This is a genomic window from Rahnella sp. AA (assembly GCF_002834385.1).
GTDB lineage: Bacteria > Pseudomonadota > Gammaproteobacteria > Enterobacterales > Enterobacteriaceae > Rahnella.
In genome coordinates, this window is record NZ_PITQ01000003.1 from 13,817 (window position 1) to 38,655 (window position 24,839).

26 protein-coding genes are annotated in these 24,839 nt (G+C 50.9%); 19 read left to right on the plus strand and 7 right to left on the minus strand.

All coding sequences use genetic code 11. The annotated features are described in order from the left end of the window. Positions 1-80 precede the first annotated feature (80 nt). Positions 81-812 (plus strand): SDR family NAD(P)-dependent oxidoreductase, encoded by a 732-nt coding sequence (locus tag CWS43_RS08375; RefSeq protein WP_101076493.1) that lies wholly within the window; start codon positions 81-83, stop codon positions 810-812. A gap of 177 nt (positions 813-989) precedes the next feature. After that, entirely contained in the window at positions 990-1,667 is a 678-nt protein-coding gene (locus CWS43_RS08380) for a class I SAM-dependent methyltransferase (RefSeq protein ID WP_157825364.1), read from the plus strand. Here the strand turns inward: CWS43_RS08380 and CWS43_RS08385 are convergent, their stop codons facing one another. Both CWS43_RS08385 and CWS43_RS08390 read right to left on the minus strand, forming a co-directional pair. Then, entirely contained in the window at positions 1,668-2,705 is a 1,038-nt protein-coding gene (locus CWS43_RS08385) for an NADP-dependent oxidoreductase (protein WP_101076495.1), read from the minus strand. Between the two features lie 120 nt (positions 2,706-2,825). Next, on the minus strand, positions 2,826-3,932 hold the full coding sequence (locus CWS43_RS08390) for an NADH:flavin oxidoreductase (protein WP_101076496.1): 1,107 nt from the start codon (positions 3,930-3,932) through the stop codon (positions 2,826-2,828). A gap of 222 nt (positions 3,933-4,154) precedes the next feature. On the opposite strand from CWS43_RS08390, the gene CWS43_RS08395 reads away from it, so the two are divergent. Then, complete coding sequence (locus CWS43_RS08395; RefSeq protein ID WP_101076497.1) at positions 4,155-4,733, plus strand: TetR/AcrR family transcriptional regulator; 579 nt, start codon at positions 4,155-4,157, stop codon at positions 4,731-4,733. Between the two features lie 208 nt (positions 4,734-4,941). On the opposite strand, the gene CWS43_RS08405 is transcribed toward CWS43_RS08395, so the two are convergent. Both CWS43_RS08405 and CWS43_RS08410 read right to left on the minus strand, forming a co-directional pair. Beyond that, complete coding sequence (locus tag CWS43_RS08405; protein WP_101076498.1) at positions 4,942-6,267, minus strand: CitMHS family transporter; 1,326 nt, start codon at positions 6,265-6,267, stop codon at positions 4,942-4,944. Between the two features lie 43 nt (positions 6,268-6,310). Next, entirely contained in the window at positions 6,311-7,006 is a 696-nt protein-coding gene (locus tag CWS43_RS08410; protein WP_101076499.1) for an RraA family protein, read from the minus strand. A 125-nt stretch (positions 7,007-7,131) separates the two neighbouring features. On the opposite strand from CWS43_RS08410, the gene CWS43_RS08415 reads away from it, so the two are divergent. The 5 genes from CWS43_RS08415 (at position 7,132) to CWS43_RS08435 (ending at position 13,905) form a co-directional block, all read left to right on the plus strand. Next, positions 7,132-8,055: a LysR family transcriptional regulator gene (locus CWS43_RS08415; RefSeq protein WP_255414156.1), complete on the plus strand. Its 924-nt coding sequence runs from the start codon at positions 7,132-7,134 to the stop codon at positions 8,053-8,055. A 171-nt stretch (positions 8,056-8,226) separates the two neighbouring features. Then, positions 8,227-8,865 carry an NAD(P)H-dependent oxidoreductase gene (locus CWS43_RS08420; protein ID WP_101076501.1) on the plus strand — a complete coding sequence of 213 codons (639 nt, stop codon included), beginning with the start codon at positions 8,227-8,229 and terminating at the stop codon, positions 8,863-8,865. Positions 8,866-9,205: 340 nt separating this feature from the next. Further along, on the plus strand, positions 9,206-9,922 hold the full coding sequence (locus tag CWS43_RS08425; RefSeq protein ID WP_101076502.1) for a hypothetical protein: 717 nt from the start codon (positions 9,206-9,208) through the stop codon (positions 9,920-9,922). Positions 9,923-10,021: 99 nt separating this feature from the next. Then, positions 10,022-12,214, plus strand: coding sequence for a GTPase (locus tag CWS43_RS08430; RefSeq protein WP_157825365.1), 2,193 nt, complete (start codon positions 10,022-10,024; stop codon positions 12,212-12,214). Beyond that, entirely contained in the window at positions 12,214-13,905 is a 1,692-nt protein-coding gene (locus CWS43_RS08435) for a LeoA/HP0731 family dynamin-like GTPase (protein WP_101076503.1), read from the plus strand. Before CWS43_RS08430 ends, CWS43_RS08435 begins: the two co-directional genes overlap by 1 nt. Positions 13,906-13,957: 52 nt before the next feature. On the opposite strand, the gene CWS43_RS08440 is transcribed toward CWS43_RS08435, so the two are convergent. After that, the gene (locus CWS43_RS08440; protein ID WP_101076504.1) at positions 13,958-14,362 is read right to left on the minus strand and encodes a GFA family protein; all 405 of its coding nucleotides are present in this window, start codon (positions 14,360-14,362) and stop codon (positions 13,958-13,960) included. Between the two features lie 161 nt (positions 14,363-14,523). On the opposite strand from CWS43_RS08440, the gene CWS43_RS08445 reads away from it, so the two are divergent. Beyond that, positions 14,524-15,735 (plus strand): multidrug effflux MFS transporter, encoded by a 1,212-nt coding sequence (locus tag CWS43_RS08445; protein WP_101076505.1) that lies wholly within the window; start codon positions 14,524-14,526, stop codon positions 15,733-15,735. Here CWS43_RS08445 and CWS43_RS08450 read toward each other — a convergent pair. Then, positions 15,732-16,688, minus strand: coding sequence for a helix-turn-helix domain-containing GNAT family N-acetyltransferase (locus tag CWS43_RS08450; RefSeq protein WP_101076506.1), 957 nt, complete (start codon positions 16,686-16,688; stop codon positions 15,732-15,734). The genes CWS43_RS08445 and CWS43_RS08450 overlap by 4 nt on opposite strands. Before the next feature lie 141 nt (positions 16,689-16,829). Between CWS43_RS08450 and CWS43_RS08455 the strand changes: the two genes are divergently transcribed. The 10 genes from CWS43_RS08455 to CWS43_RS08500 all read left to right on the plus strand — a co-directional run bounded on the left by CWS43_RS08455 (position 16,830) and on the right by CWS43_RS08500 (position 24,112). Further along, positions 16,830-17,681, plus strand: coding sequence for a MurR/RpiR family transcriptional regulator (locus CWS43_RS08455; protein WP_101076507.1), 852 nt, complete (start codon positions 16,830-16,832; stop codon positions 17,679-17,681). A 24-nt stretch (positions 17,682-17,705) separates the two neighbouring features. Further along, a complete protein-coding gene (locus tag CWS43_RS27180; protein ID WP_157825366.1) occupies positions 17,706-18,002 on the plus strand; it encodes a hypothetical protein in 297 nt (98 codons plus the stop codon). Next, the gene (locus CWS43_RS08460; protein ID WP_101076508.1) at positions 17,935-18,771 is read left to right on the plus strand and encodes a transporter substrate-binding domain-containing protein; all 837 of its coding nucleotides are present in this window, start codon (positions 17,935-17,937) and stop codon (positions 18,769-18,771) included. The genes CWS43_RS27180 and CWS43_RS08460 overlap by 68 nt, the downstream gene beginning before the upstream one ends. A 3-nt stretch (positions 18,772-18,774) precedes the next feature. Continuing rightward, a complete protein-coding gene (locus CWS43_RS08465) occupies positions 18,775-19,404 on the plus strand; it encodes a DUF1989 domain-containing protein (protein ID WP_101076956.1) in 630 nt (209 codons plus the stop codon). Further along, positions 19,388-20,035 carry an urea carboxylase-associated family protein gene (locus tag CWS43_RS08470; protein WP_101076509.1) on the plus strand — a complete coding sequence of 216 codons (648 nt, stop codon included), beginning with the start codon at positions 19,388-19,390 and terminating at the stop codon, positions 20,033-20,035. Before CWS43_RS08465 ends, CWS43_RS08470 begins: the two co-directional genes overlap by 17 nt. A 3-nt stretch (positions 20,036-20,038) precedes the next feature. Continuing rightward, the gene (locus CWS43_RS08475) at positions 20,039-20,692 is read left to right on the plus strand and encodes an amino acid ABC transporter permease (protein WP_101076510.1); all 654 of its coding nucleotides are present in this window, start codon (positions 20,039-20,041) and stop codon (positions 20,690-20,692) included. Next, a complete protein-coding gene (locus CWS43_RS08480; RefSeq protein ID WP_101076511.1) occupies positions 20,692-21,357 on the plus strand; it encodes an amino acid ABC transporter permease in 666 nt (221 codons plus the stop codon). The genes CWS43_RS08475 and CWS43_RS08480 overlap by 1 nt, the downstream gene beginning before the upstream one ends. A 14-nt stretch (positions 21,358-21,371) precedes the next feature. Beyond that, positions 21,372-22,049, plus strand: coding sequence for a DUF1989 domain-containing protein (locus CWS43_RS08485; protein ID WP_101076512.1), 678 nt, complete (start codon positions 21,372-21,374; stop codon positions 22,047-22,049). A gap of 662 nt (positions 22,050-22,711) precedes the next feature. Then, entirely contained in the window at positions 22,712-23,365 is a 654-nt protein-coding gene (locus CWS43_RS08490; RefSeq protein ID WP_101076513.1) for a hypothetical protein, read from the plus strand. 267 nt (positions 23,366-23,632) lie between these two features. Then, positions 23,633-24,112 (plus strand): type VI secretion system tube protein TssD, encoded by a 480-nt coding sequence (locus CWS43_RS08500; protein ID WP_101076515.1) that lies wholly within the window; start codon positions 23,633-23,635, stop codon positions 24,110-24,112. 80 nt (positions 24,113-24,192) lie between these two features. Here CWS43_RS08500 and CWS43_RS08505 read toward each other — a convergent pair whose 3' ends face one another. Beyond that, complete coding sequence (locus CWS43_RS08505) at positions 24,193-24,828, minus strand: NADPH-dependent F420 reductase (RefSeq protein WP_101076957.1); 636 nt, start codon at positions 24,826-24,828, stop codon at positions 24,193-24,195. Between the last annotated feature and the right edge of the window lie 11 nt (positions 24,829-24,839).

A 24,839-nucleotide genomic window follows, 5' to 3' on the forward strand; every position in this document is an offset into this window, starting at 1 on the left:
CCTGATATCAATAAAGTGCGTAATTGTTATCTAGTATAAATTTTATATCATCTGTTTTCCAACCCAACGGGAGATGACAGATGAGCAGATTAGAAAACAAAGTGGCCGTGGTATTGGGCGGCGCGAAAGGTATTGGTCTGGCAATCAGCCAGCGGTTCGCCAGCGAAGGCGCAACAACCTGGCTGACCTCACGCCGGGAAGAAGAGCTTAAAACGGCCAGCGGGAAAATATCAGGCACTTCAATCCCGCTGCGTGCTGATGTCAGCCAGCCTGTCGAACTGACCCGCATTATGCAGACCATTAAGGACGAATCGGGTCAGATTGATGTGCTGGTCATCAACGCCGGAATGTCGGAGTACGCCACCATCGGCGAGATCGGCGAAACGCATTTTGATCAGATATTCGGCCTTAATGTCCGCTCGCCGGTTTTTGCCTTGCAGGCTGCATTACCTCTGCTAAAACCCGGCGCCAGCGTCGTGCTGATAGGTTCAATCGCTGATGTCATTGGCACTCCGGGATACGGCGTTTACAGTGCGAGTAAAGCGGCGTTACGCTCTTTCGCGCGAACCTGGACTCGCGAACTTTCTGCACGCGGCATCAGGATTAACGTGGTTGCACCCGGCCCCGTGGATACTGAAATGATGGCGGCAGCCTCTGATGAAGTGCGCGAAGGATTAACCGGTGCAATCCCGCTGGGAAGGCTGGGCAAACCTGAAGAAGTCGCCAGTGCCGCACTCTTCCTTGCGAGCGACGAGAGCAGCTATATTGCCGGTGCTGAAATCTGCGTGGATGGCGGCCTGACGCAGGTCTGATACGGTTCTCTCTTACTTTACAGCTATCCCCGGATAGCTGTTTTTGCCTGTTTATCTTTACTTAAATCTGATGGGGCAACGTCTGCCTATTTTTAACAGACTGCTCGTACAACTGGAATGTCATATGATGAGGGCCAAACTATATTCTACCGTTCCAATTGTTCGGATAACGCTGCCATGACCATCAATCAGTACGAGCAAATCTACCAGACGCTTAAACATCAGGGGGCCCCCGCGTGGACCGATAAGGGATACGCCAGAGCGTGGGAAAACCTCTGTATCACACTTGCTCGTATACAGGACTCCGGCATTCTGCCTGCACCGGGGGCCATTTCTCTTGAACTGGGATGTGGCAACGGAGCAATGGCTTCATTGTGGTTATCACGCCACGGATATCAGGTTTACGGCGTGGATATTTCGCCAACGGCCATCGGGTGGGCAACCGAATCTTTCAGAGCACAAGGTCTGGAAGGCCATTTTAACGTGGCGGATATCAGCGCGCCGGTGGCGTTGCTTTCGCAGCACTTTGATCTGATTTATGACGGAAGTTGCCTTCATTGCCTGACGGGCGAACAGCGAACACACTGCTTTGAAAATATCCGTCATGCCCTGAAGCCTGAAGGAATGCTGATTATCAGCAGTATGTGCGGTGAACCGAAGCGGGACGAAGACCGCCTGAATTACGATGCTGAACGTTTTCAGCTCAATAAGGATGGTCAACCCTGGCGTACATTGTTGCCACTGGACCTCCTGCAAGAGGAGATCACAGCACAAGGTTTTGTTATCGCACAGACACAGGTGCATGAAAACCCGTGGTGGGATCATGCAACGTTGTGCTGCTATCTGAGGACGTGATTACCCTATCTGGCGGTTTAAATCCACGGGAACTGTTGCAATGCCGAGATCAATAACCACTTTCCCCTTCGTCCGTCCAGACTCCACGTAGGTTAGTGCCTCTGCCGTCTGCTCAAAAGGGAATACCTGGTCGATGACAGGACGAATAACCCCTGATTCGATCAGTGCGGTTATCTCACTGAGCTGGCGTCCGCTGGCACGCATAAAAAGAAAGGAATATTTTACACCCTGCCGCTTTGCCTTCTTTCTGATGCGGTAGCTCATCAGCCGCATAATTTGCCGGAGATACCACGGCAAACCCTGTTCAGTTGCAAATTCTGGCGTTGGCGGGCCGGATATCGAGATAAGCTTGCCCCCGGGTTTCAGGATGCTGAGCGATTTTTCAAGAACGTCCGTTCCCAGGCTGTTGATCACCACGTCGTAGTCACGATCGCCGTTTTCAAAACTTTGCGTCTTATAGTCAATGACCACATCCGCGCCCAGCGTTTTGACCCATTGAACATTTTTTTCACTCGTCGTGGTGGCAACAAAGGCACCCAAATGTTTGGCGAGCTGTATCGCAATCGTTCCGACGCCTCCCGATCCCGCATGAATAAAGATTTTCTGCCCTTTTCTCAACTTGGCGACATCAACCAGCGCCTGCCATGCCGTCAGGCTCACCAGCGGGACAGAAGCCGCCTGCAAGAAATCCAGATTGTCAGGTTTAAGCGCCAGAGCACTTTCCTTAACTGCAATAAATTGTGCGAAAGAACCGATGCGCTCCTGATCAGGCCGGGCATAAACTTCATCGCCCGGCCTGAACGCATGAACGGCAGACCCTGTGCGCACAACGACACCGGCCACATCGTTACCCAGAGTCAGTGGCAGCCGGTAAGGCAGCAGCAGTTTAAATTCGCCTGCTCTGATTTTATTGTCGAGGGCGTTCACACCCGCCGCGTGAACGCGGATGAGAACGTCATCGTCCTGCATCTGCGGCTCCGCAACCTCCGCTATCCGCCCGCTGTGGGTGCCGTACTTATCGATGATGAATGCTTGCATACTTTGGTCGTTATCCCCATGCAGAAACGATATAAATGATATTCGTCATTTATATATTCAAAATTAAACCGACAGTTTTAGTCTAAACAACATGTCGGTTTACAGGCGTTATTCAGAAACTCAGACCAGTGCGCCCAGATCTGCCGCGTTAAAGCCTTTCAGCTCTGCCAGTTGCGCATTTTTCACTTTCTGCACCCAGTGCGCGTCTGAAATTAATGCACGCCCGACGGCAATCAGGTCAAACTCTTCACGTTCCAGCCGCGTGTAGAGATTGTCCAGAGCCGCTGTGCCTGAGCCTTCACCACCGAAAGCGGCAAAAAAGTCAGAATCCAGCCCGACGGAGCCGACGCTGATGGTAGCTGCACCGGTCAGCTTCTTCGCCCAGCCTGCAAAATTCAGCCCTTCAGTGCCATCGATCTGTGCAAATTCTGGCTCCCAGAAACGGCGTTGTGAGCAGTGAAGAATATCCACGCCAGCCTCAACCAGCGGAACCAGCCAGCTGGCCATCTCATCCGGGGTATTCGCCAGACGCGCTGCGTAATCCTGTTGTTTCCACTGGCTGACCCGAAGAATTAACGGGAAATCAGGCCCCACGGCAGCACGAACTGAGCGGACAACTTCAGCGGCAAAACGAGCACGTTCGCGAATCGTTGCCCCGCCAAATAAATCAGTGCGTTTATTGGTGCCGGACCAGAAGAACTGGTCAATCAGATACCCGTGCGCCCCGTGCAGTTCGACCGTATCAAAACCCAGTCGTTTAGCGTCTGCCGCCGCGCTGGCGAAGGCAGCTACGGTATCGGCAATATCTTCTTCCGTCATTGCCACGCCACGGGCTTCATCCGGCCCCACTAAGCCGGACGGGCTCTCAACCGGTGCGTCAGGTTCCCAGCCACGGCCATGCGTTGAACCGGTGTGCCACAGCTGTGGCCCGATGCGGCCACCGGCGGAATGGACAGCTTTTACAACAGAATCCCAGCCAGCCAGGGCTTTTTCGCCGTGGAAGAACGGGATCCCGGCCATGTTTCTTGAGGCCGGGCGGTCGACCACAGTACCTTCTGTGAGGATCAGCCCCACATCGCCCTGCGCGCGTCGCCGGTAGTATTCTGCATTCGCTGCACCGGGGATCCCGCCTTCCGCCATACCCCGTGTCATGGGGGCCATGACGATTCGGTTAGGCAAAGTCAGGCCTTTCAACGTAAAAGGGCTAAACAGAATATCGCTGGACATAAATCTTCCTTCTGAGTGTTGAAATCATTGAACCCGGATGGGATGAGAGGAATTACCCCGAACCCATTTAAATGATGGTTATCATTTATTTTGGATGTTATGATCATGCCTCACCACTGTCAACGATGAAGATTTCAGTACGGCAAACGGATTAGGGAAAACGATGTCAGGGATTTATTGGTATCATCGCGTATAAAGTGATGTTTTTGGAGGATAAGATTTATGCCACGGGTATCGAAACAACAGATGGAACTCAACCGCGAGGCGATTATTCAAACGTCTTCTCAGCTCTTTCGCGCCAGAGGGTTAAACGGCGTCAGTGTGAATGATTTAATGGCAGCTGTCGGGCTAACCCACGGCGGTTTTTACGGACACTTTGCATCCAAAGACGAGCTCGCGGCTATCGCAAGCGGTAAGGCACTTAAGGACTCAGAGGCCCGCTGGCTTGGGCTCAGCAGCCAGCCAGGACAGGATAATCTGCGCACATTGGTCGAATTCTATCTCTCCCCGGCCCACCGGGATAATATCGCGGAAGGCTGCGCCCTTACTGCGCTGGCAAGCGATGTCGCCCGTGAAAGCGATGATAAACCGGTCTGCAAAGTCTATTTAACCGGGGTGAATTATATGCTGGAAAAACTGGCTTCTTTCTCGAATCTCGACGATGAGGCATCGCGCAGAGCCGAGGCACTTAAACAGTTTTCATTATTGTCCGGCGCCCTGGCATTAGCGCGTGCGACCGCTGGCGATAAAGTATCAGATGAGTTTCTCGATGCGGCCAGGAAAGCCTTGCTGGGGGAATGACGGGATCCATCACGACCGGCATTGCCTATGACAGCAGCTTTTACAGGTCGCAGGACAATACGTCTCTGACCATGCCTTCCGGCGCTGCGTGGCGGTTCAGTGCCGGGGTGCAATACCAGCTCATCCCGGCCTGCAAGACAGGATGTGAGAATGGGTTGCGCGCTCTCCTGGTCGCCCCCGGTCAGAACCGGAGGCTGAGATATTTTTTTCAGAAGGGCACGGTATTCGTCAGTACTAATGAAAAGACCATGATTAATGAAATAATCACAACCGGTGTGAATGAGAAACGGATATGATCTTTCAGCTCGACGCCGGTTAAACCGATGGCCAGATAGGTTGTGGCAAATACAGGGCTCAGCATCATCGTGATATTTTTCCCCACCACCATCGTCAGCCCCATTTGCTCCCACGTCAGCCCGTAGCTTGTGCCGACTTTCGCGACCAGCGGATAGATCCCGTAGAAGAATGCATCCGGGCCGATGACAAAGCCGATTAACCCGCCTAATACGCCCATGATGATATGCAGATGCGTTCCCAGCGCGGCGGGCATGACATGCAATACCACATCTGCCATTTCCGTCAGGATTGAGTGCTCACCACCGCCCCCCAGAATACCGACAAATGCCCCCGCGGCCATGACAGTGCCGGATATCATATAGGCAGAATAAGCATATTTTTTCATCACGCCCTCCTGCAATTTCAGCGACCGGTGGTTAAAGATCATCGCAACTGAAAAGGCGCACATGAAAATGACGTAGGCCTGAATTTTCGTCACCAGGAGCAACACGGTCACACCGATGACCAGCAACACGTTCATGTAGAACAGCGCTTTATTACCTGGTGCGGCGTTATTATGCACATCGCCCTGCACATATTTTTCCGGTTCGGAAACATTCTCGGGAATATCCAGACCGAGGCGAATACGCTTTTGTTCGCGAACGCCAAGGAAGGCCCCCAGAAAAATAATACATACCAGCCCCACCACCTGAGTCGGGATCAGATGATGGTAAAGCTCGTTAACGTCCAGGCCTGAAACCGCGGCCACGCGCGCAAGCGGGCCTGCCCACGGCGTGATATTTGTCACCCCCATCCCGGCGGCGAGCATACACAGCAACACCACGGGGCGGATCCCCATCTTTTTATAAACCGGTAACATCGCGCCGACGGTAATGAGCACCGAAGGCACCGAGGAGCCATCCAGATGGGCTACGGTGGCAATAAACCCCGTGACAATGACAATAGCGGTGACGTTATTCCCAGCCAGTTTCGTCAGCCAGTTAACCAGCGGCTGAAATACGCCCGCATCAGTCATAATACTGAAGAAAATAATTGAAAATGTAAAAAGTACAGCATTAGGTGCCGTTTGCATGACACCTTTAATGATATATTCATTCATTTCTAACGGTGAGTAACCGGCACAAAAACCGGCGACCACTGACAGGAAAATAAACAGCGAAATTGGCGTTGCTTTCCCTTTAATTAAAAAGAACATCAGACAGGCTATGAGCACATAGCCAACCAAGGCAAGGTACATTGGATTTTCCTTATTTTAATTCTTTATATTTTTATAAATAACGTCAAACAGGACAGCCCGCCTGACGTAAAATGGAATTAAACCGCTCAGGATCACTGGTGCCATTTTCATTACTTTCCCGGATTTTGGCCTCTTTACACAAATGCGCCAATGCTTTGGTCAGGATATTTTCGGCCTGTGACGCCGATATAGCAACCGCACCGTCACTGTCAGCAATCACTAAATCGCCGGGGTTCACTACCATTCCCGCGCAGGTTATAGCGACATTCACCATGCCCGGCCCCGATTTGTCAGGCCCGCGATGCGTGTGCCCTTTCGCAAATACCGGGATCTGACCGTCTGCCCATTCCGCCAGATCACGGATAGCGCCATCAACAACGAATCCGGCAATCTTTTTAGTGATTGCTGTCGTTCTGATCAACCCGCCGATCAGTGCCTGAGTCAGATCGCCACCGCCATCAATCACAATGACATCACCGGGTTGTGCCATTTCCAGGGCTTTGTGAATCATTAAATTATCACCCGGACGCACTTTCACCGTAATTGCCGGGCCACAAATCGTAATACTTACATCATCATGGTAACGGTGCATATTCATGGTGCCGGTATTACGCCCCATGCAGTCTCCGGCAACGGCAGCAGGCACCACTTTGAAGGCTTCAATGGTTTTTTTATCAATCACGTTCAGCCGTGGTGCAATATAAAAACCGGCTGGCCAGTCGGCATGTTCATTACGCATAGCAATCCTCAATCTTGAAAAAATTCCGGGATATTAACCTCATCTTTGCGTGGAGATTATTGACCCTTCGACCTATGCCTTCTAATATATTTTTTTATTAAACCTATGAATTTAAGATATAGATGATGAATAACAGAGACTTAGATTACTTTGTTGCGGCGGCACAGATAATGAATCTGGGATTAGCATCACAAAACCTGAATATCACGCAGCCTGCGCTCTCGAAGTCTATTTCACGGCTGGAAAAAGAGCTTGGGGTAAAACTCTTCAAGCGCGCCGGACGCGGGCTGGAGCTCACTGAAGCGGGGAGATTGCTTTACCAGCGGGGCTTATCGCTGCAAAGCGCGTATAACGAAACCACGACGGTGATAAAGGAGCTGAGCCGTGGCACCGGCGGTATTGTCCGTATGGGGATTTCCGGTTCTGCGACACAATTTCTGTTACCGGAAATGTGCAAAGTGCTGCAATCAGAAGTCCCCAATGTGAAACTGGAAATTCAGATCGGCATGAACGACGTCCTCTACCATCAGCTCGAGCGGCATGCGCTGGATATTGTGATCGGTCCTCTGATTAACTATGAGCGGGCGTTAGTACAGCTCCCGGTAACTGCGGACCGGGTCGTGGTGGCCGCATCACGCAGCCATCCTCTGGCCGGCAAGCCAGCGTCCCTGCATGACCTTAGCCGTTACGGGTGGATTTTACCGGCCAAAACCGTCTCTATGCGACAATGGCTGGACCGGGTGTTTTATGAGAATAATTGCCCGGTACCTGACGTTAAAATTGAGATCAGCTCGCTGGCCGCCGTGCCCGGCCTGATAGCGAAAAGCGGGTTGCTGAGTTTTTTGTCGGAAAACAGTCTTAAGGAAGAAGAGTTCGCGTCAAGATTAATTCGCATCGATAATGATCAGCTCATCATGGAACGACGCGTTGGTATTACTTACCTTGAGGATGCATTCCTGACGCCGGCAACACAAAAGGTTGTTGAAGTGACACAAATTTTAGGGCAAAAAATGGGGATAACGCCCCGCCGCCATAATGATCCACAGTGAGACCCGTAGCCGCGATAACCGAACCTCACGCTGCGGGTGATTTAAGATATTTTCAGGGCTCAAATCCATAAAACCTTAAATAGCGTTCATGCGACTATCTTGCGGCTATTTGGGGAAGTAATTAACGAGCAAAGCGCTCCCTGCATTCAAACTGTTGATAAGGAAAATATTATGACGACCTTAAATGAGAGACTGGCATGGCGCTATGCCACTAAAAAATTCGATGCGACCAAAATTGTGCCGGCAGACAAGCTTGAACGCATCATCGAGGCCGTCCGCCTTGCCCCCACGTCAAGCGGCCTGCAACCGTTTGAGCTGTTTGTCGTCACCAACCCGGAAGTTCGCGAAAAAATCCGCGCCGTTGCGTGGAATCAGGCTCAGGTGACTGACAGCTCTCACCTGCTGGTTTTCGCAGCATGGGATGACATCACCGAAGAACGCGTGAATATGATGTTCGATCTGACCAACGACGTACGCGGTTTCGTCAACGAAGGCTGGGAAAACTATCGCAAAATGTTGCTGGGGATCGTCGCTGAGCGCGGAACCGAAGCAAATTATCAGGCCGCTGCCCGCCAGGCTTACATCGGCCTGGGTGCTGCGCTGATCGCCGCCGCTTTCGAAGAAGTGGACGCCACCCCGATGGAAGGTTTTGATCCGGCTGCCGTGGATGAAATCCTCGGTCTGAAAGAGAAAAACCTGCGCAGCGTGATCATCCTGCCAATCGGCTATCGCGCACATGAAGGCGACTGGCTGGTTAACCTGAAAAAAGTCCGCCGCAGCCGCGACAACTTTGTGACTGAAATTAAATAATTTCTGAAGAACCCCGTCTTTACGGCAGCGAAGTGGGCGTATTTCGCCTCAACCTGCCGGTAAGGATGGGGCTCATTTTACTGACAAAGCTCCCTCTGTATCCCTTCACGCAGCGATCTGTCCTCTGATTCCCCGCACCTGCCCGGCCTTTGCAATTCATCACCCGAAAACATCGCATCATTTTTTACCCGAAAAGCTAAAGATTTGGCATAAGGTGCCGATGATCCCCACGCTGGCTTTAGGGTCATTTTTCTAGAAAAAAGAAGCAGCCTGGAAAACCACTCATCGATATAGCTAAAAGCAATCAATCAATAATGGGTTATGATAAAGGAATATATAAATGGCACCACACAACGCTAACCGTGGAATTTTAGTCATAGAAGCCCCCTGGGAACTGGACGAAGGTGATTCCAACCGTTCTTCTGTCGTTCCTTTCATTGAGGGTATTGCGAAATTTGTCGGTGATACCGAAGTTTATTACGCAAATTTCTACGATAAGAAAAGTTTCAATTATGCGCTGGATTGCTTATGCAAACGCCCTTTCAAAGATACCCTCGTTTATATCGCGGCACACGGTAACCGGAAAAAAATCAATAATGTTGATATGCAGGAAGTGTTGCGGGCAATCGGGAATAAATCTAAAAAATACAATATTACCGGTGTAATATTAGGATCCTGCTATGTAGGCAAAAATACCGATCTTATCGAGGCAATGACGACCGGCAATAACCTTCGCTGGTGTTCCGGCTACAGTTCAAGCGCTGAATGGTTGCCGGCCACCATGGTTGACTGCGCTATTATTAGCCAGATACTGCAACTCGATGATCCTGATTACAAAGATCGTGACGAAATGATCCGCACTTTTGCCGATGCCATCGCACCATTTAATGTTGACTATGTCATTGGTGAGGATAATAAAGGCAGGGCCGTCGTGCTGAAAGACTCACTGCAATTTATTGTTCAGCCTGGCGGACAGGGCTATAAACCCAAAACGGTATCCGGCGATGTATTTTCCCTGGCCGGCCCCGCTGATGACGAAGACACGGCAGATCAATAATCATTGAAAAACCCGATTTATTTAAAGTAAAAAGAGCCGCGTATTTATACATTCACCAGTCTGCGCTAATGTGAAAGTTATGTTTCATAAGGACATATAATGACCACGTCGATTCATTCACCCCATATGATTTATCAGCGAATCGCTAAAGAAGTTGAAATAATACTGGACAGCTTGTCATTGACAACCTCTGATGACTCTTTGCAGCAAGCCAATAATAACGCGACAGAAATTCTTCAGAAATTTCAAATAAACCTTAATAATAATATTGCCGAACTGCAAAAAAATGCCGAGTGGGATACTTTCACGATTGCTTTTTATGGCGAAACAAATGCCGGTAAATCGACCTTAATCGAGTCACTGCGTATTATCTTAAAAGAAGAAAGCAAAGTGGCTCAGCAACGTGCGTTTATTGCGTTTCAGCACAAGCATAAGCTGAGTGACGAGAATATATCCAGACTGAAAACAGCGATGAGCGATCTGGACCTCAAAATCAGGGAACTGGCGCAGGCTGCGGTTGCTGTTAAAGAGCGCTATGCTCAGCAGGAAAGCGAGCTTCAGGTCCACATTGATACGCTGGCCTCTCTGATAGCGGCACATCATAAACAAAGCAATCTCTGGCAAAAATTTCTTAACTTGTGGGTGAAAACGCCGGAGCAAAAAGAACAGGCTCATTCGCGTGAAAATCTTCTGCTACTCGGGGGGGATAAAAGTCGCGAGCTTGGCGCAATAACCCACAACCAAAATGCGGCTGAGGCTGAAAATAAAGCACTGGCGCTGGAATACGCCGGAATGGAAGCGCATTTTTCACATCTGAATACGTTGTCTGATGGTGTCATTATTGGCGACGGACGTTCCGATTTCACACTCGATACAACGCATTATCACTTTACCGCCAATAATCAAAAATTTGCCTTGCTGGATGTTCCGGGCATTGAAGGTAAAGAAAATAAAGTCCGTGAACAAATTCACTCAGCAGTGCAAAAAGCCCACGCCGTCTTTTATGTCACCGGCAAAGCCACCGCCCCGCAAAAAGGAGATGACAATACACAAGGGACGCTGGAAAAAATCAAAGAACATTTAAATGCACAGACTGAAGTCTGGACACTGTTCAATAAGCGAATTACTAATCCGCTTCAGCTAAACCGCCCGACGCTGGTGAGCGAGGATGAGCAGGAAAGCCTGACCGACCTCAATACCAAAATGCAGGAACAGCTAGGCGATAATTACCGGGACGTAGTGCCGCTCAGTGCCCTTCCCGCCTTTTTGAGCGTCGCGGAACATCTGGTACCAAATACCGAAAATGCGAAAAAGCGCGAAAAGCTGCTGGAAAAATATGATGTGCCACAGGTACTTGAAAAATCAGGAATGACCGCCTTTCTGACGCTGCTGACTCAGGATCTCGTCGCGAACAGTAAAACAAAGATCATGCGTTCGAACCTCAGTAAAGCCAGAAACACGGTTCAGTCCGTCATCATTAAGATCTCTGCACTTCGGGAAGGAACCTACTGCCCGATTGTCCGGCAATTAACCGAAAATGCTCAAAAAGCTGACGAGCGCCTCAACACTGCTCTCGAATCACTCAAGGCCCGGCTTAAAATAGAGGCTGAATCGGCGGTTGATGCCTTCCGCAATACCACCCGTGAAAAAATTTATGAGGTTATCGAAAAGGACATCAGCAACGATGAATTTAAAGATGCGCTGGATGCCTGCATTAAAAAACAACATTCCAGTCTGGAAAAATGCCTGCCGGAACAACTGAAAAAAGAACTGGAAATATTTCGGGAGGAAGTTTCAGGTATTATTACCCGCTTCCAGCAGTTTGCCGGAGAAATCGTATCCACTTATTCCAGTTTGAAAATTGATAATAATTTTGATTTGAAAATAGATATTGATAATGGTCTGAAGCTCACCAGCCTGATAGCAACACTCGCGGGTAGCGCGTTGCTGTTCTGGAACCCCGTTGGCTGGCTGGTTCTGGCACCGGCCCTGGCGGGCATGGCATTTGCCGCTTATAAAGCAGTGCGCAGTTTCTTCAGCTCAGGATATAAAATGTCCCAACAACGAAAATCTGCGGATGAAAACCTTGAAAAGGTCGAGAAATCAATAAGATCATCAATTTTTGAAGGGTTGGAGAAAGCCTACCCTGAACTGGACAGTAAAGTCGCCGGGTTGAAAACTATGCTTAAAGAACCGGCACAGCAGGCCTCTGAAATAGAGCGCGTATTACACGACACCGTGACCAAACTCACCGCATTATCGTACAGCCTGATACCTGAAGGAGAAAAATAATGGAAAAAACGCTGAATGCATTTAAATCCCGACAATCCCGGGCCCTCGATATTTTAAATAGCCTGAGCGCTTTCCTGAAACAAGGCGAGGAATTCGGGATCCAGATGGATACGCAGTTAAATAATAAGCTGCAAACGGCGATTCACACCGCCGCCAATGAAAAACTCAAAATTGCGCTTATTGGCGGGTTTTCTGAAGGTAAAACATCCATTGCCGCTGCATGGATGGAAAAGCTGGATAAAGCCAGCATGAACATCAGTCATCAGGAGTCCTCCAACGAGATCAAAGTTTATGATGTCGGTTCGGATTTCGTCCTGATCGACACCCCGGGGCTGTTTGGATTTAAAGAGGACAGCGATTCAAAGGAAAAATATAAAGACATGACGAAAAAGTATGTGAGTGAAGCACATCTGATTCTGTACGTCATGAACTCCACGAATCCCATTAAAGAAAGCCATAAAGAAGATTTGCTCTGGCTATTCCGGACACTGAACCTGTTGGATCGCACGGTCTTTGTGCTGAGCCGTTTTGATGAAGTCGCCGATGTAGAAGATGAAGCCGAATATCAGGCCAGTGCAGCCATTAAATATCAGAACGTGACATCACGTTTGCAAGATTTGATTGCCCTGACGCCAGATGAGCAGAATAAACTCAGCATCGTTGCTGTCGCGGCTAACCCCTTCGATATGGGCACGGAGTACTGGTTATCTAACCCGGATAAATTCCGTTCTCTTTCCCATATTGCCGGTCTGCAAATGGCAACAACGGAGAAGATCCAGCACAATGGCGGCGCGATGGTGCTGGTAGAAGAAACGCGAAAAAGCGTCGTCCGGGACGTCCTCACCCGGCAGTTGCCGGTGGCCATTGAGCGGGATGAAAAAATTCGCGGCGAAGTGAAAAATCTTAGCGTGATGAGCAGCCAGCTGAAAACGCAATTGGGTGCCGCAAAGGGTCATATCACTAATGTCAGGGTTGGCCTGCGCACATTTGTGAACACATATTTTACCGATCTCATCCTGCAACTGCAGGGGCAAAGCATGGAAACTTTTGCTGATTTCTTTGAACGCAAAATTGGCAACGGGGGCATAATTCTTTCAACACATTTGCAAAATGAATTTGACCTACGTTTGCAATCCGTCTCGCACGAGCTCAATAAAATACGCCAGAGCTATGATAATGAAGTTAATCATTATAACAACACGCTGACCAACTTCGGCAGGCAAGGCCTGGACTATGTGGTGAAGAGCAAAATGGTCAATAACACGACCATTATTGCCGCCCGTGACGGGATCGCTTCCGTCGCTAAGGCGGTCGGACTGGATTTAGGGAAAATGCTAAATTTCAAACCCTGGGGCGCGGTTAATCTGGCGAAAAACATCAACGGCGCACTGGCGATTGTCGGGCTGGCAATAGAGGCATGGGATAGCTGGGAGGAAGCCAAACGTGAGAAAAAATTCGTTGAAACGATCCTTGTCATGAAAAATAACTTCGAACAACAGCGAGAGGAACTGCAGGATTTGCTAAGCGCAAGTGACTTCGAAGAGAAGTTTTGTGGTGATTACATCAGCCTGCAGCAGCAAATCAGTGAACTGGATCAGACGTTGTTGCAGAGCCAGGAGCGCCAGCGTCAGTTCGAAACATGGCGTCATCAGGCCGAAGCGATTGATGCTGAATTCACCCGCATCGCCTGATACTTCCGGTGCGATTAAAACTCCACGCAGCCGCGTGGAGTGATTTCAAAAATTACTTTGGCTGGTAGGACAAAATGCCTGCCACACCGCCCCCGCCGCCGTCTTTCGGATGGTTAATACCGTCAGTCACCTTCAGTGAAGAAAAATCAAACGGCGATACGCCGTCTATACAGGCAACATTCACGGCGAACTGTTCCGGGTTCGAACGGCTCTGGTGGAATGTGTAGATACCGCAGACGGAACAAAAGTAATGGGCAACGGATTTGCTGTTAAAGCGATATTCCGTCAGCACCTCTTTACCTTTCACGATCTCAATCTCCGATGCGGCTGCAACCACGGCACCGCGCATCCGGCAGAATGAACAGTTACAACGCCGGGCTGTATTCAACCCGTCAATCAGTCCGACCTTAAATACAACCGCGCCACAATGGCAGCGGGCAGGCATTTTATCTGACATAACCATCTCCACAGAAAACGGAACGAAGGGATATTTGCATAAATTAATATAACCAACTGCATTAATGAATCCCACTCATATGCCTATGCTCTTTCGGGGGATTATCCTTTGCAGATTTACCGGTAACATACGTTTCTTTATTGAAAACCAGAAGAATAACGATGAATGAATCTCACGCGCGAGCACAAACTGCCACCGGAAAATCGGCCGGACTGACTTTTATTATTATCCTCAGCGCGTTAATGGCGTTCACCTCTTTGTCTACTGACATTTATCTGCCCGCAATGCCCCTGATGGCAAAGGATCTGCACGGTAATGCGGAGCTGACCATCACCGGTTTTTTAATCGGTTTTTGCATCGCACAGTTAATCTGGGGGCCGATCAGCGATCATTTTGGCCGCCGGCTGCCACTGTTTGCGGGAATGGCCTTATTTATCATCGGCTCTGCAGGTTGCGCCCTGGCTGACAATATTCCGCAAATTGTTTTCTGGCGTGTTTTTCAGGCACTCGGTGCCTGTACCGGCCCGATGCTGGCGCGGGCGATGATTCGTGATCTGTTCAGCCGGACACGGGCGGCACAGATGCTTTCTACACTGATGATCATCATGGCCATCGCGCCGATTGCCGGCCCGCTGCTGGGCGGGCAAATGATTAAATTCACCACATGGCACACCATTTTCTGGCTACTGGCTGTGATCGGTGCACTGATGTTTATCTCTTTATTCTGGCTGCCGGAAACGCTCACGGAAGAAAAACGGGTAAAAGCCTCCCTGCCCGGCGCATTTCGCAACTACTATGCCCTGCTGACGAACGTCAGATTCATGCGCTTTACGTTATGTCTGACCTTCTATTATGTTGCAGCATACGCCTTTATTACCGGCTCACCTTTTGTCTATATCACCTATTTCGGCGTGGATCCGCAGCACTACGGCTGGCTGTTTGCCGTAAATATTGTCGGGCTGATGGCCGTAAGCCTGGCAAACCGCCGTCTGGTCCATCTCTATCCGCTTGAAGTGCTGCTTAAACGCGCCGTGCTTATTGCCGCCCTCGCCGCCCTGGTGCTGGCATTTGCGGTAAAAATGCAAACCGGCGGCGTGGTCATCATCGTCATCACGGTATTTGTCTTCTTCTCAATGAACGGTGTGATAGCGGCAACGTCAGCTGCTGCCGCACTGGATGAAGTGCCCAACGTGGCGGGCTCCGCGTCAGCGCTGATGGGCTCACTGCAATATGGCAGCGGAATCATTTCATCTTTACTGCTGGCACTGCTGAGTGACGGTACGCCGTGGACAATGTCGTGGATCATTGCCCTGTTTACCGTCATCAGCGCCGCCATTGCCCTGACTACGCGGGTTTCAGTCAGAGCGGATTAACGCTGACCCGCAGATTTTCGGGTGAATTGCTGTTCAGTCATGGTCATTCCCCACTGATCGCCCGACCATTCATTGAACAATTCAAAACCAAAAGACTCATAAAGACGCCGCGCGGCATTGAGGCCACTGAAGGTCCAGAGCTGAACGGCGTCGAACCCGCGTTTATCACAAAACGTCATCGCCTCACGGAGCAACGTCCTGCCTGTTCCGCTTCCCCGGCAACCCTCATCGAGAATAAACCAGCGCAAATGCGCTTCGTTATTTCCGAGATCCTGACCATCAATGGCGACAGAACCAATAATTTTTCCGTGGCTGACGGCCAGCCAGATTTGATTGCAAGGCTCATGTAAACGTCCCGCGAACTCAGCCAGCCCTGACGCGACTTTACCTTCAAAGAAATGCCCGAATCCGTAGTTTTTCGCATAATACATGCCATGCATTTCCGCAATCCGGCCTATCATGCCGGGCTGGTAGCCGGTGATAATTTCAATATTATTTAGCGGCGAGGCACTATGCACACTGCGGCAGCGCTCAAGTGCACGGGCGTAAGTCGTCAGCCCCTTCGCCACGGCTAACTGCTGTGTATCATCAAGTTTTTCCAGCGCGTTAATCACCCGCATCGCGCCATAGTCATTTATCCGGCTGACCGTCTGCCGGCCCTTTTCGGTCAGTTTCAGTTGCTTCACTCTGGCATCATGAGCAGAGGGTTCTTCCCGCAATTCCCCTGCCGCTAACAGCCGTGAAAGCATCCGGCTGACGCTGGACTTTTCCAGCCCGAGGATCAGCACCAGTTGCGCGGCAGTCATTGCGCCCTGATTTTCAATTTCCACCAGGCTGTGTACGGCAGAAGGCGAATAGTCAGTGGCCGCCAGTGTTGAATTCATAAACCCCAGCTCACGCACCATAAGACGCGAGGATGAGCGGATTTCTTCTATTAATACCGGGTCAGGCATGCGTTATTCTTTTATGGATAATAAACGGTTGTATAATACAACCATCTTCCGCATCCCGCTGTCAATACGCAGGATCAGATTCCGGATGACAACCCGGCACGTTCTGTGCAGGATGAGACTTTTGTTTTCCGGGGATTATGCATGAACGCAAAAACGGCATCGTTAGAAGGCCGTATCCGCCAGAACTGGGATCAGCTCTCGTTGCACGAGCAACGTTTAGCTGACGTCCTGCTTGCGGCGCCAGGCCAGTTAGCAATGAACACCGCCACCGAACTGGCACAAAGCGCCGGGGTATCCAAAGCCACCGCAACGCGCTTTTTCCGCCACATCGGATATGAGAGCTATGATGCCGCCCGCCGTCAGGCGCGTGAAATGCAAAACAGCGGCTCGCCTTTGTATATTCAGGCCGCACCCAGCGCTTCGCCCCCTGACAGCCTGATGCAAAACCATCTGGAAAAAGAGATTTCTAACCTGGTGAATACCTTCCGCTCGCTGGAAAGCGATCAGATGGCCGCCTGCGTGGAAACCATTGCCAAATCGCGCCGCGTGGTGGTGATGGGATGGCGTCACAGCCAGAGTATTGCAATGCTGATCTACCGTGACCTGATCCACGTTCACCCGGATGTCCGTTTGCTGCCGCGCCCCGGCGATTCGCTGGCAGAGCAACTGGCCGCACTCGGGCCGCAGGATATAGCGATTTGCGTCGGTTTGCGCCGGCGAATGCCCGCACTGGAGGCCGCCATGGGTGCCCTGCAGGAACTCAATGTGCCGATGCTCTATATCTCCGACGTTCTGGCGGGCAAACCGGCAAAGCACGCCCGCTGGGTATTTCGCTGTCACACCGATGGCAGCCTGATTTTTGACAGCACCGTCGCGCTTTCCGGCGTGTGTAACCTGCTCTGTTCGCTGGTAGCACGCAGCATGGGGAAATCTGGCAGCGACCAGCTTGCCGCCATTGAAGCCCTCCATCAGAGTCTCGACGAACTCGAATAACACTGCGCCATGCCGGTGCATGGCGTGAACAACTCCCCCCAAAACAGTGCAATATGGCATTCTGACGCGCCGCCTTTGTTTGGCGGCGTGAAACCAGAGAAATTTAATTACCAGATAAAGAAACAAATGTTTCTTATTGATTCTCTAAGAAAAAAACGTTTCTGGTTATTTTCATCTGCATGCTGGTTAAAAAAGTGGCACGAAACCTGCTCTGTTGTGAATGACATTTCACCAACACCAGGGAACTACCATAATGAAAAAAACAGCACTGCTGATCGCCACTTTGCTCACGCTCGGCGCAGCAACAACCGCTCAGGCTGATACGCTTTCTGATATCAAGAGCAGCGGAAAAATCACCGTTGGCATCGACCCGACCTTCCCACCTTATGAATTCACCAATGACAAAGGCGAGATCACCGGTTACAGCGTGGCGATCATGCAATCGTTCGCCAAAGACCTGGGTGTGAAACTCGAGTTTCAGAAAACCGCCTTCAGCGGCATTTTGCCTGGCCTGATTTCAGGGTCGTTTAATGCCGAAGGCTCTTCCCTGAATGTGACCGCCGAGCGCGCGAAAAAGGTGCTGTTCACCGTGCCTTACAGCAAAACCGTTAACGGTGTGCTGGTACGTGAAAGTGAGGCGAAAAAATTCAGCGGCAAAACGCTGACCCCGGAAGATCTCTCCGGCCTGAGCGGCGCGGTGAAAAGTGCCAGCGTGCCGGAGCAATTGCTGAAAGGGTTTAACGAGACGCTGACCAAAGAAGGTAAAAAACCGATCACGATTATCAGCGTGGATACGCTGGATCAGACAGTCAGCACACTGATGACCAAACGCGCTGATTTCGTCTTCGACGATATCTCGGTTCTGGCACCGATCGTCAAAAAATACCCAAATAAAGTGGTACAGGCAGGTGAAGCCGGCCCTTCTCAGTGGATGGCGTGGGCGACGCGTAAAGATGACACCAGCCTGAACAAAGCCATCAGTGACCACATTCTGGCGATGCAAAAAGACGGCGAACTCAGCGCGCTGCAAAAACAATATCTCGGCACCACTTTTGTTGTGCCCGCCAGTAATTTCATTCCCCAGGAGTAAGTTATGTGCCAATCCATGCTGACGGTTCCCGCCGGTCACGGCAAAACCTTCAAGGTGAGCAAAGGGCAATTTATTACCGTCATTGACGCACAGGGCCAGCAGGCCGCCGATTTTGTGGCGGTCAGCGCTGATGACCTCAGTGAAAAGCTTTCGCCGGTGCATACACGCCAGCACCTGCGCTCACTGTTCTTTAAACCCGGCGACTCACTCTGGTCGAGTGCAAACCGCCCGATGTTGCGCATTGTCGCCGACACTATCGGCATTCACGATGCCAACGTACCGGCCTGTGACCGCACCCGTTTCAGCATCGATTTTGGCGTTGAGGGCCACCGTAACTGCGTCGACAACCTGCTCGAAGGTATGAAGTCGCACGGTGTGACTTACTTCACCCTGCCGGAGCCGTTCAATCTGTTCCAGAACGGCCCGGTCACCGCCGATGGCCGGATGGAAGTCACCGACCCTAACAGTAAAGCCGGTGACTGCATCGTGTTTGAAGCATTGTGTGACCTGATTTGCGCCGTTTCATCCTGCCCGCAGGACATCATCCCGGGCAACGGTTTGCAGGTAACGCCAATCGATATTCAGGTCAGCAATCATTACCACGGAGAGATTCAGCATGCTGTTAATGCGTGAGGCCTGGGCCGAAAGTGAAGTGCGTCCGCTTGCCGCACCGGTCGACATTAAAGCAGGCGAGACGGGTTCCATCCGTGTGCTGCGTGGTCAGTTACTGCGCATCACCGCACTGGGTGAAGGTGCCGTCGCCTCCCTGTTTGGATTCAGCCTGACCGATCCCGACGTCTGGTTGTCCGTCCACCACACCCGCGTATTCAGCAACAGCTATCTGCTGGGTTCCGGGATGCGGCTGGTGAATAACCGCCGTCGTCCGGTCATGGTACTGGGCAAAGACAGCGTGAAACGCCACGACCTGCTGCTACCGGGTTCCACCACCGCATGGCTGGCAGAGCAGGGTTATCAGGGCGAAGGTTGCATAGAATCGGTGAGCAGCGAGCTGGCTCGTCTGGGTATGCAAGTTCCGAAACTGCCAGATCCGATCAATCTGTTTATGCATGTCCGTCTGACGCGTGAAGGTGAAATTCTGCCTGAAGTCAACCGCACCCAGCCGGGCGACAGCATCACCTGCCGCGTCGTTGCTGACACCCTGTTTATTGTTTCCGCCTGCTGCACCGGCATTGAAGGCAACGATCAGCCTGCTCCGCTGCGGCTGTCAGTGGCGGAAAATTTGTCCGCTTTTGGCGAGGAATAACGCATGTTGGGGCTGAGTGAACAGGTCATTGCCGCCTTTCCCGAATTAGGGCGTGGCCTGCTGATGACCGTGATCCTGACAGCCCTCGCGGCGCTGCTCAGCATCGTTCTGGGGCAGATTGTCTGTTTTCTCCAGCTCCGCCGTGCGTGGCCGTGCCGTGCGTTCGGGCGGCTTTATGTCAGCCTGATGCGCGGCACACCGGCCATCGTGCAGCTTTTTGTGGTGTTTTTTACCCTGCCGCGTCTGGGGCTTGGCGGACATCCGATGCTCGCCGCAGTCCTGGCGATCGGGATGAACAGCGGTGCTTACGTCGCGGAAATCTTGCGGGTGAACCAGAGCCTGGTCACCCGGGGTCAGCGCGAAGCGGCCCGTACGCTGGGGCTGAGCCGCTGGATGACCTGGTGGTTTGTGATCAATCCGCAAATCCTGCGCGCCAGCCTGCCAATGCTGGTTAACGAGTTTACTATTTTGCTGAAAACCACGCCGCTGGCGTCAGTCGTGGCACTCACCGAACTGACCTACGCCGGGCAAATTGTGATTGCCCGTACCTATGACGCGACGCAGGTTTTGCTGCTGGTTTCAGCGGGATATCTGCTGATTGCGCTGCCGCTGATCGGTGCCGTACGCCACCTCGAAGCTAAAAGGAGAGCGGCATAATGGACTGGCAGGCAATTATCACCTCTTTACCTTCGCTGGGCGACGGTATGATCGCGACGCTGAAACTTTGCGCCATCGCGGCATTTTGCTCACTGGCGTGGGGCACGCTGATGGCGACCGCCCTGATGCGTGCGCCCGCTTTCTGGCAGCGGATCCTGCAGGCCTACACCAGCCTGACGCTGGCACTGCCGCTGCTGATCGTCATCTATTTGCTCTACTTCGTTTTGCCGGAATACGACATCACGTTCAGTTCGCCACAGGTTGGCGTGCTGGCGCTGACGTTGTATTACGCGCCGTATATCGCACAGGTGATCCGTTCCGCGGTTGAGGCGTTACCGCGCGGCCAGTGGGAGGCCTGCCGGGTTCTGGGGCTGAGCCGCACCGAACAGCTGCGTGACGTAGTTTTGCCACAAACACTGCCGCAGATGTTATCGCCGCTGGTCGGGCTGATGATCGGCCTCATCAAAGATTCCGCCCTGCTGTCGATTGTCTCGGTGCAGGAATTTATGTACGCCGCCAAACAGGCGATTTCGGATACTTACGCGCCGCTGGAGATCTATCTCACCGTGGCGTTGTGTTACTGGGTGCTGAACAGCCTGATTGACTGGCTGGCGCGCCATATTGAATTTCGCATGACGCGCTATCGTCGCGGCCTGCAACATTAACCAGGAGAAAAAACATGTCAGCTGACCTTGAACATCGCGACATCCAGCTCATTCCGGCGCGCCACGGCAAAGCGGTGCATTTGAAAAAGGGCGAAGCGGTGCAGGTGGTGAATTTACACGGAACCCAGGTGGTCGATTGCTGGGCGTATAACGCGGCGGACGTCAGTGAATATATGTGCATGGAAGCCACGCGGGTGTGGAATCAGCGGCTGAATCCGCAGGTCGGCGACAGCTTTATCACCAGCCAGCGCCACCCTATTCTCACGCTGGTGGCCGACACGTCGCCGGGCGTCCACGATACCTTTATGGCCGCCTGCGATGCACGTCGTTACGAACTGCTCGGTTGCACCGAACCGCACCGCAACTGCCACGACAACCTGTTCGAAGGCATGGCGGAGCTGGGTGTTAATTTGCCGCACGGCAACCTGGCGTCGTTCAACATTTTCATGAATATCCAGGTTCAGCCCGATGGCCGCACGCTGAAAACCCTGCCGGTCGTCACACGCCCGGGTGATTACATCATTTTGCGCGCCGAGATGGATTGCTATGTCGCCTTCTCCGCCTGCCCGCAGGATATTGTCAGCATTCAGGGGCAAGGCGATAACACGCCACGCGACGCCGAACTGCGCATCCTGACAGCGGGGTTCCCGCAGGTGAAATTGCAGGGGGCGTGGGTGCCGGAAGGGGTTTGAGGCCAGCAACCTGGGCTCACCGCCCAGACTGGCTTCAGGCCAAAATCAAGACCTTGGGCTCGCCGCCCAAACTGGCCCAAAGGGCGCGTTATCGCGCGCGCCCTCTGGACACCCACGCTTTTAACTGCGCGCTACCGCTTGCTGGCTATGTTTTAGTAACTTCTGCTATTGCCGCAAAATCCCGCCGCTGCGCGGTTCCCTTCACTCGGGTTTCAAACCGCGCGAAAAGAGTCGCGGTTTTCCACCTCTCCTTTCAGCGTGATTTTTGAAAGCGGCGAGAGGCTATGTAATTCGGCAGATTTGCTTGTTTTTTTGCCGGTCATTTTTTTGGAATACAATTTAATGAATGTATATTTGTTTTCGCTTCCCCCTGCGAAGGGGGAGACGAAGTTTTATTTGCAAATCCAGCAAATAAATATTTAGGGATACTAATTCTTCTCAAATGAAATTTCATTCATACGCTGCACAGACCCTTATGTATACTCACATAATTAAGAAGAACAGATAATTTTTCAAATCTATACATCATCCATAATGCATAGATTCTTTGCATTATACCCACGCAAGCCACCGGAGTATATTAGCGGGCATTAGAAAATGCTAAAGAATGGCGATAGAAAATTTAGAAAAGAATGTAATAACTTACTGTTTAATGGACTAACATGACAGATACTGATGATATAGCAGATCGGATAGCGGAAATTATTTTATCTCCAGAAACTATCACGGGGTTAGTGCATGGTGCACTTACTGTTCCTCTCGATTTCGGGTATCTGGTGTATGGGGTTTTTGATACAGATTCCCACTACAAACACGAAACCACCAGAATAAGAATGGCTGATGCCATTAAAAATGACATTCTTAATTATGAAAATATAACTAATGCTGTGAGCATGGTATTTAATACGTTCAATGAATATCTCTCTGAGTCAGCGCAAGATAAAGTGTATCGTAATGTCATCGCATCAATCATTGGGAGGATGGGAACCAATACAATAATATCGATCACCACTGCCGCCGTACTAGAGCGTGTTTCTTTTATAACAGCCACTTTTAAATCAAGACCCATAGCCGCGCTAACCGGTGTTCTGCTCATTGGCGGCATGATGGAACGTTCGATAAGAACGTCAGAAAGGTTGGAACAACAGAGCCCAGACATATACAAGATGCTAAGGCAACGAAATTACGATCTTCTTTATTTTTTATTTGAAGCCTCTGCACAACCCTTCGTTGATGCGATACAAGTTCGCGTTACGCAGGGAGCGCCTGCATTCAGAAAAATAATGGAAAAATTGAGAGGAAAACTGAATGCATGACAATCGGCTATTTTTTAAAACTGTCAAATCCATACTTAATGCATTAAGAAAAACTCTGTCATTTTTAGTTTACTATGCACTGGAATTTTTATATCCCTTGTTGGTAATAATGGGCTCACTACTGTGCATTATGAAGCTTGAACCATGGCCTGCGAAGTTTATTGGCATGGCTCTCTGGCTGGTCTTTCTATACGGATTATATAATATTATTGATAGGTTTTTCGGGAAAAATTAAGAACATCACAATTCACTTAAAAAGGTTCTCGTATGTCAAATCCAGTTTATCTTTGGTTAAATGACGAAAATGGCTCTCCAATTATTGGAGAGTCGTTAGTGACAGGGAGAATTGGCTCAATTGAGATAAAATCGCTGAGTCATAATATGCATATTCCTGCGGATGCACACACTGGAAGATTAACAGGCACCCGAGTTCATGAACCGATTACACTGCAAAAGGAATTTGACCGAGTAACGCCTTTTCTGTATCAGGCCTTAACAAATGGGCTAACGCTCAAATCAGCAGTCCTTAAAATGTATCAAATTCTGGATGCCGGGATAGAAAGCGAATACTTCAATATTATTTTGGAAAATATAAAAGTAACTGCAATTACCCCGAACTTGTTTCCGGGTGGGATGACAGGAACACATTTAGAAAATATTCAATTACGCTATGAATCAATTACATGGAAACATTGTAACGGTAATATAATACACAAAGATTCATGGAACGGACGGATAACCGCATAGATAAAACGATATCCAAAAAATATGACAACATCACTCTGAACATCAAAACCCAGTCATCCCTCCGGGCTTTGATGCCTGTATTACTGCCCTTCCCGCGTCGTCTTCTCCAGTCCCGCTTTCAGATCTTCTTTCGACATCAGCACGCAATAGGTCGGCGTACCGCGTTCAAAGCGCCAGCCTTCAGAGAGTGCGCCTGCATCAACGACGTCGAAACCAAACGCATCGTATAAACCGGTCACAAGCTTTTTCGTTTCGGCGTTGTCACCGGCCAGCGGGAGTGCGCGGCGTTGCGGGTCGCTGGCGGGTAAGCCTTCGTTTTCAAGATCGATCATCCGAATCGAGTTGAACGCCTTAGTGATGGCCGCACCCGGCAGGAAACCGGCGAGATATTCGCTGGTCGTCGTAGCGTGGTTATCCAACTCGGGCACCTGACCGTCGCGATCCGGGTAATAATTTACTGCGTCGATGACCTGTTTCCCGGCGAGTTCGGCGGCCGGTAATTGCCCGATGGCAGTCAGCGGCACGGCAATCACCACGATGTCACCGAAAATTGCGGCTTCCGTGGCAGTACCGATTTCACAACCAATCATTGGTTTCAGGCTGAACAATGTCTGCGGCCCGCGTGAATTACTCAACATCACCTGATGCCCCGCCTTTAGTGCCAGTTTGGCGACTGCGCGGCCGACAAACCCCGCGCCAATAATGCCTATTTTCATGATTTCACCTT

Coding starts and splice junctions, on each gene's coding strand:
- CWS43_RS08455 (WP_101076507.1), top strand. CDS start 16,830: ATGAACGCAAAAACGGCATCGTTAGAAGGCCGTATCCGCCAGAACTGG.
- CWS43_RS08475 (WP_101076510.1), top strand. CDS start 20,039: ATGTTGGGGCTGAGTGAACAGGTCATTGCCGCCTTTCCCGAATTAGGG.
- CWS43_RS08425 (WP_101076502.1), top strand. CDS start 9,206: ATGGCACCACACAACGCTAACCGTGGAATTTTAGTCATAGAAGCCCCC.
- CWS43_RS08390 (WP_101076496.1), bottom strand. CDS start 3,932: ATGTCCAGCGATATTCTGTTTAGCCCTTTTACGTTGAAAGGCCTGACT.
- CWS43_RS08405 (WP_101076498.1), bottom strand. CDS start 6,267: ATGTACCTTGCCTTGGTTGGCTATGTGCTCATAGCCTGTCTGATGTTC.
- CWS43_RS08500 (WP_101076515.1), top strand. CDS start 23,633: ATGTCAAATCCAGTTTATCTTTGGTTAAATGACGAAAATGGCTCTCCA.
- CWS43_RS08410 (WP_101076499.1), bottom strand. CDS start 7,006: ATGCGTAATGAACATGCCGACTGGCCAGCCGGTTTTTATATTGCACCA.
- CWS43_RS08485 (WP_101076512.1), top strand. CDS start 21,372: ATGTCAGCTGACCTTGAACATCGCGACATCCAGCTCATTCCGGCGCGC.
- CWS43_RS08415 (WP_255414156.1), top strand. CDS start 7,132: ATGAATAACAGAGACTTAGATTACTTTGTTGCGGCGGCACAGATAATG.
- CWS43_RS08450 (WP_101076506.1), bottom strand. CDS start 16,688: ATGCCTGACCCGGTATTAATAGAAGAAATCCGCTCATCCTCGCGTCTT.
- CWS43_RS08440 (WP_101076504.1), bottom strand. CDS start 14,362: ATGTCAGATAAAATGCCTGCCCGCTGCCATTGTGGCGCGGTTGTATTT.
- CWS43_RS08460 (WP_101076508.1), top strand. CDS start 17,935: ATGAAAAAAACAGCACTGCTGATCGCCACTTTGCTCACGCTCGGCGCA.
- CWS43_RS08385 (WP_101076495.1), bottom strand. CDS start 2,705: ATGCAAGCATTCATCATCGATAAGTACGGCACCCACAGCGGGCGGATA.
- CWS43_RS08395 (WP_101076497.1), top strand. CDS start 4,155: ATGCCACGGGTATCGAAACAACAGATGGAACTCAACCGCGAGGCGATT.
- CWS43_RS08380 (WP_157825364.1), top strand. CDS start 990: ATGACCATCAATCAGTACGAGCAAATCTACCAGACGCTTAAACATCAG.
- CWS43_RS08490 (WP_101076513.1), top strand. CDS start 22,712: ATGACAGATACTGATGATATAGCAGATCGGATAGCGGAAATTATTTTA.
- CWS43_RS08445 (WP_101076505.1), top strand. CDS start 14,524: ATGAATGAATCTCACGCGCGAGCACAAACTGCCACCGGAAAATCGGCC.
- CWS43_RS08375 (WP_101076493.1), top strand. CDS start 81: ATGAGCAGATTAGAAAACAAAGTGGCCGTGGTATTGGGCGGCGCGAAA.
- CWS43_RS08420 (WP_101076501.1), top strand. CDS start 8,227: ATGACGACCTTAAATGAGAGACTGGCATGGCGCTATGCCACTAAAAAA.
- CWS43_RS08505 (WP_101076957.1), bottom strand. CDS start 24,828: ATGAAAATAGGCATTATTGGCGCGGGGTTTGTCGGCCGCGCAGTCGCC.
- CWS43_RS08465 (WP_101076956.1), top strand. CDS start 18,775: ATGTGCCAATCCATGCTGACGGTTCCCGCCGGTCACGGCAAAACCTTC.
- CWS43_RS08480 (WP_101076511.1), top strand. CDS start 20,692: ATGGACTGGCAGGCAATTATCACCTCTTTACCTTCGCTGGGCGACGGT.
- CWS43_RS08430 (WP_157825365.1), top strand. CDS start 10,022: ATGACCACGTCGATTCATTCACCCCATATGATTTATCAGCGAATCGCT.
- CWS43_RS08435 (WP_101076503.1), top strand. CDS start 12,214: ATGGAAAAAACGCTGAATGCATTTAAATCCCGACAATCCCGGGCCCTC.
- CWS43_RS08470 (WP_101076509.1), top strand. CDS start 19,388: ATGCTGTTAATGCGTGAGGCCTGGGCCGAAAGTGAAGTGCGTCCGCTT.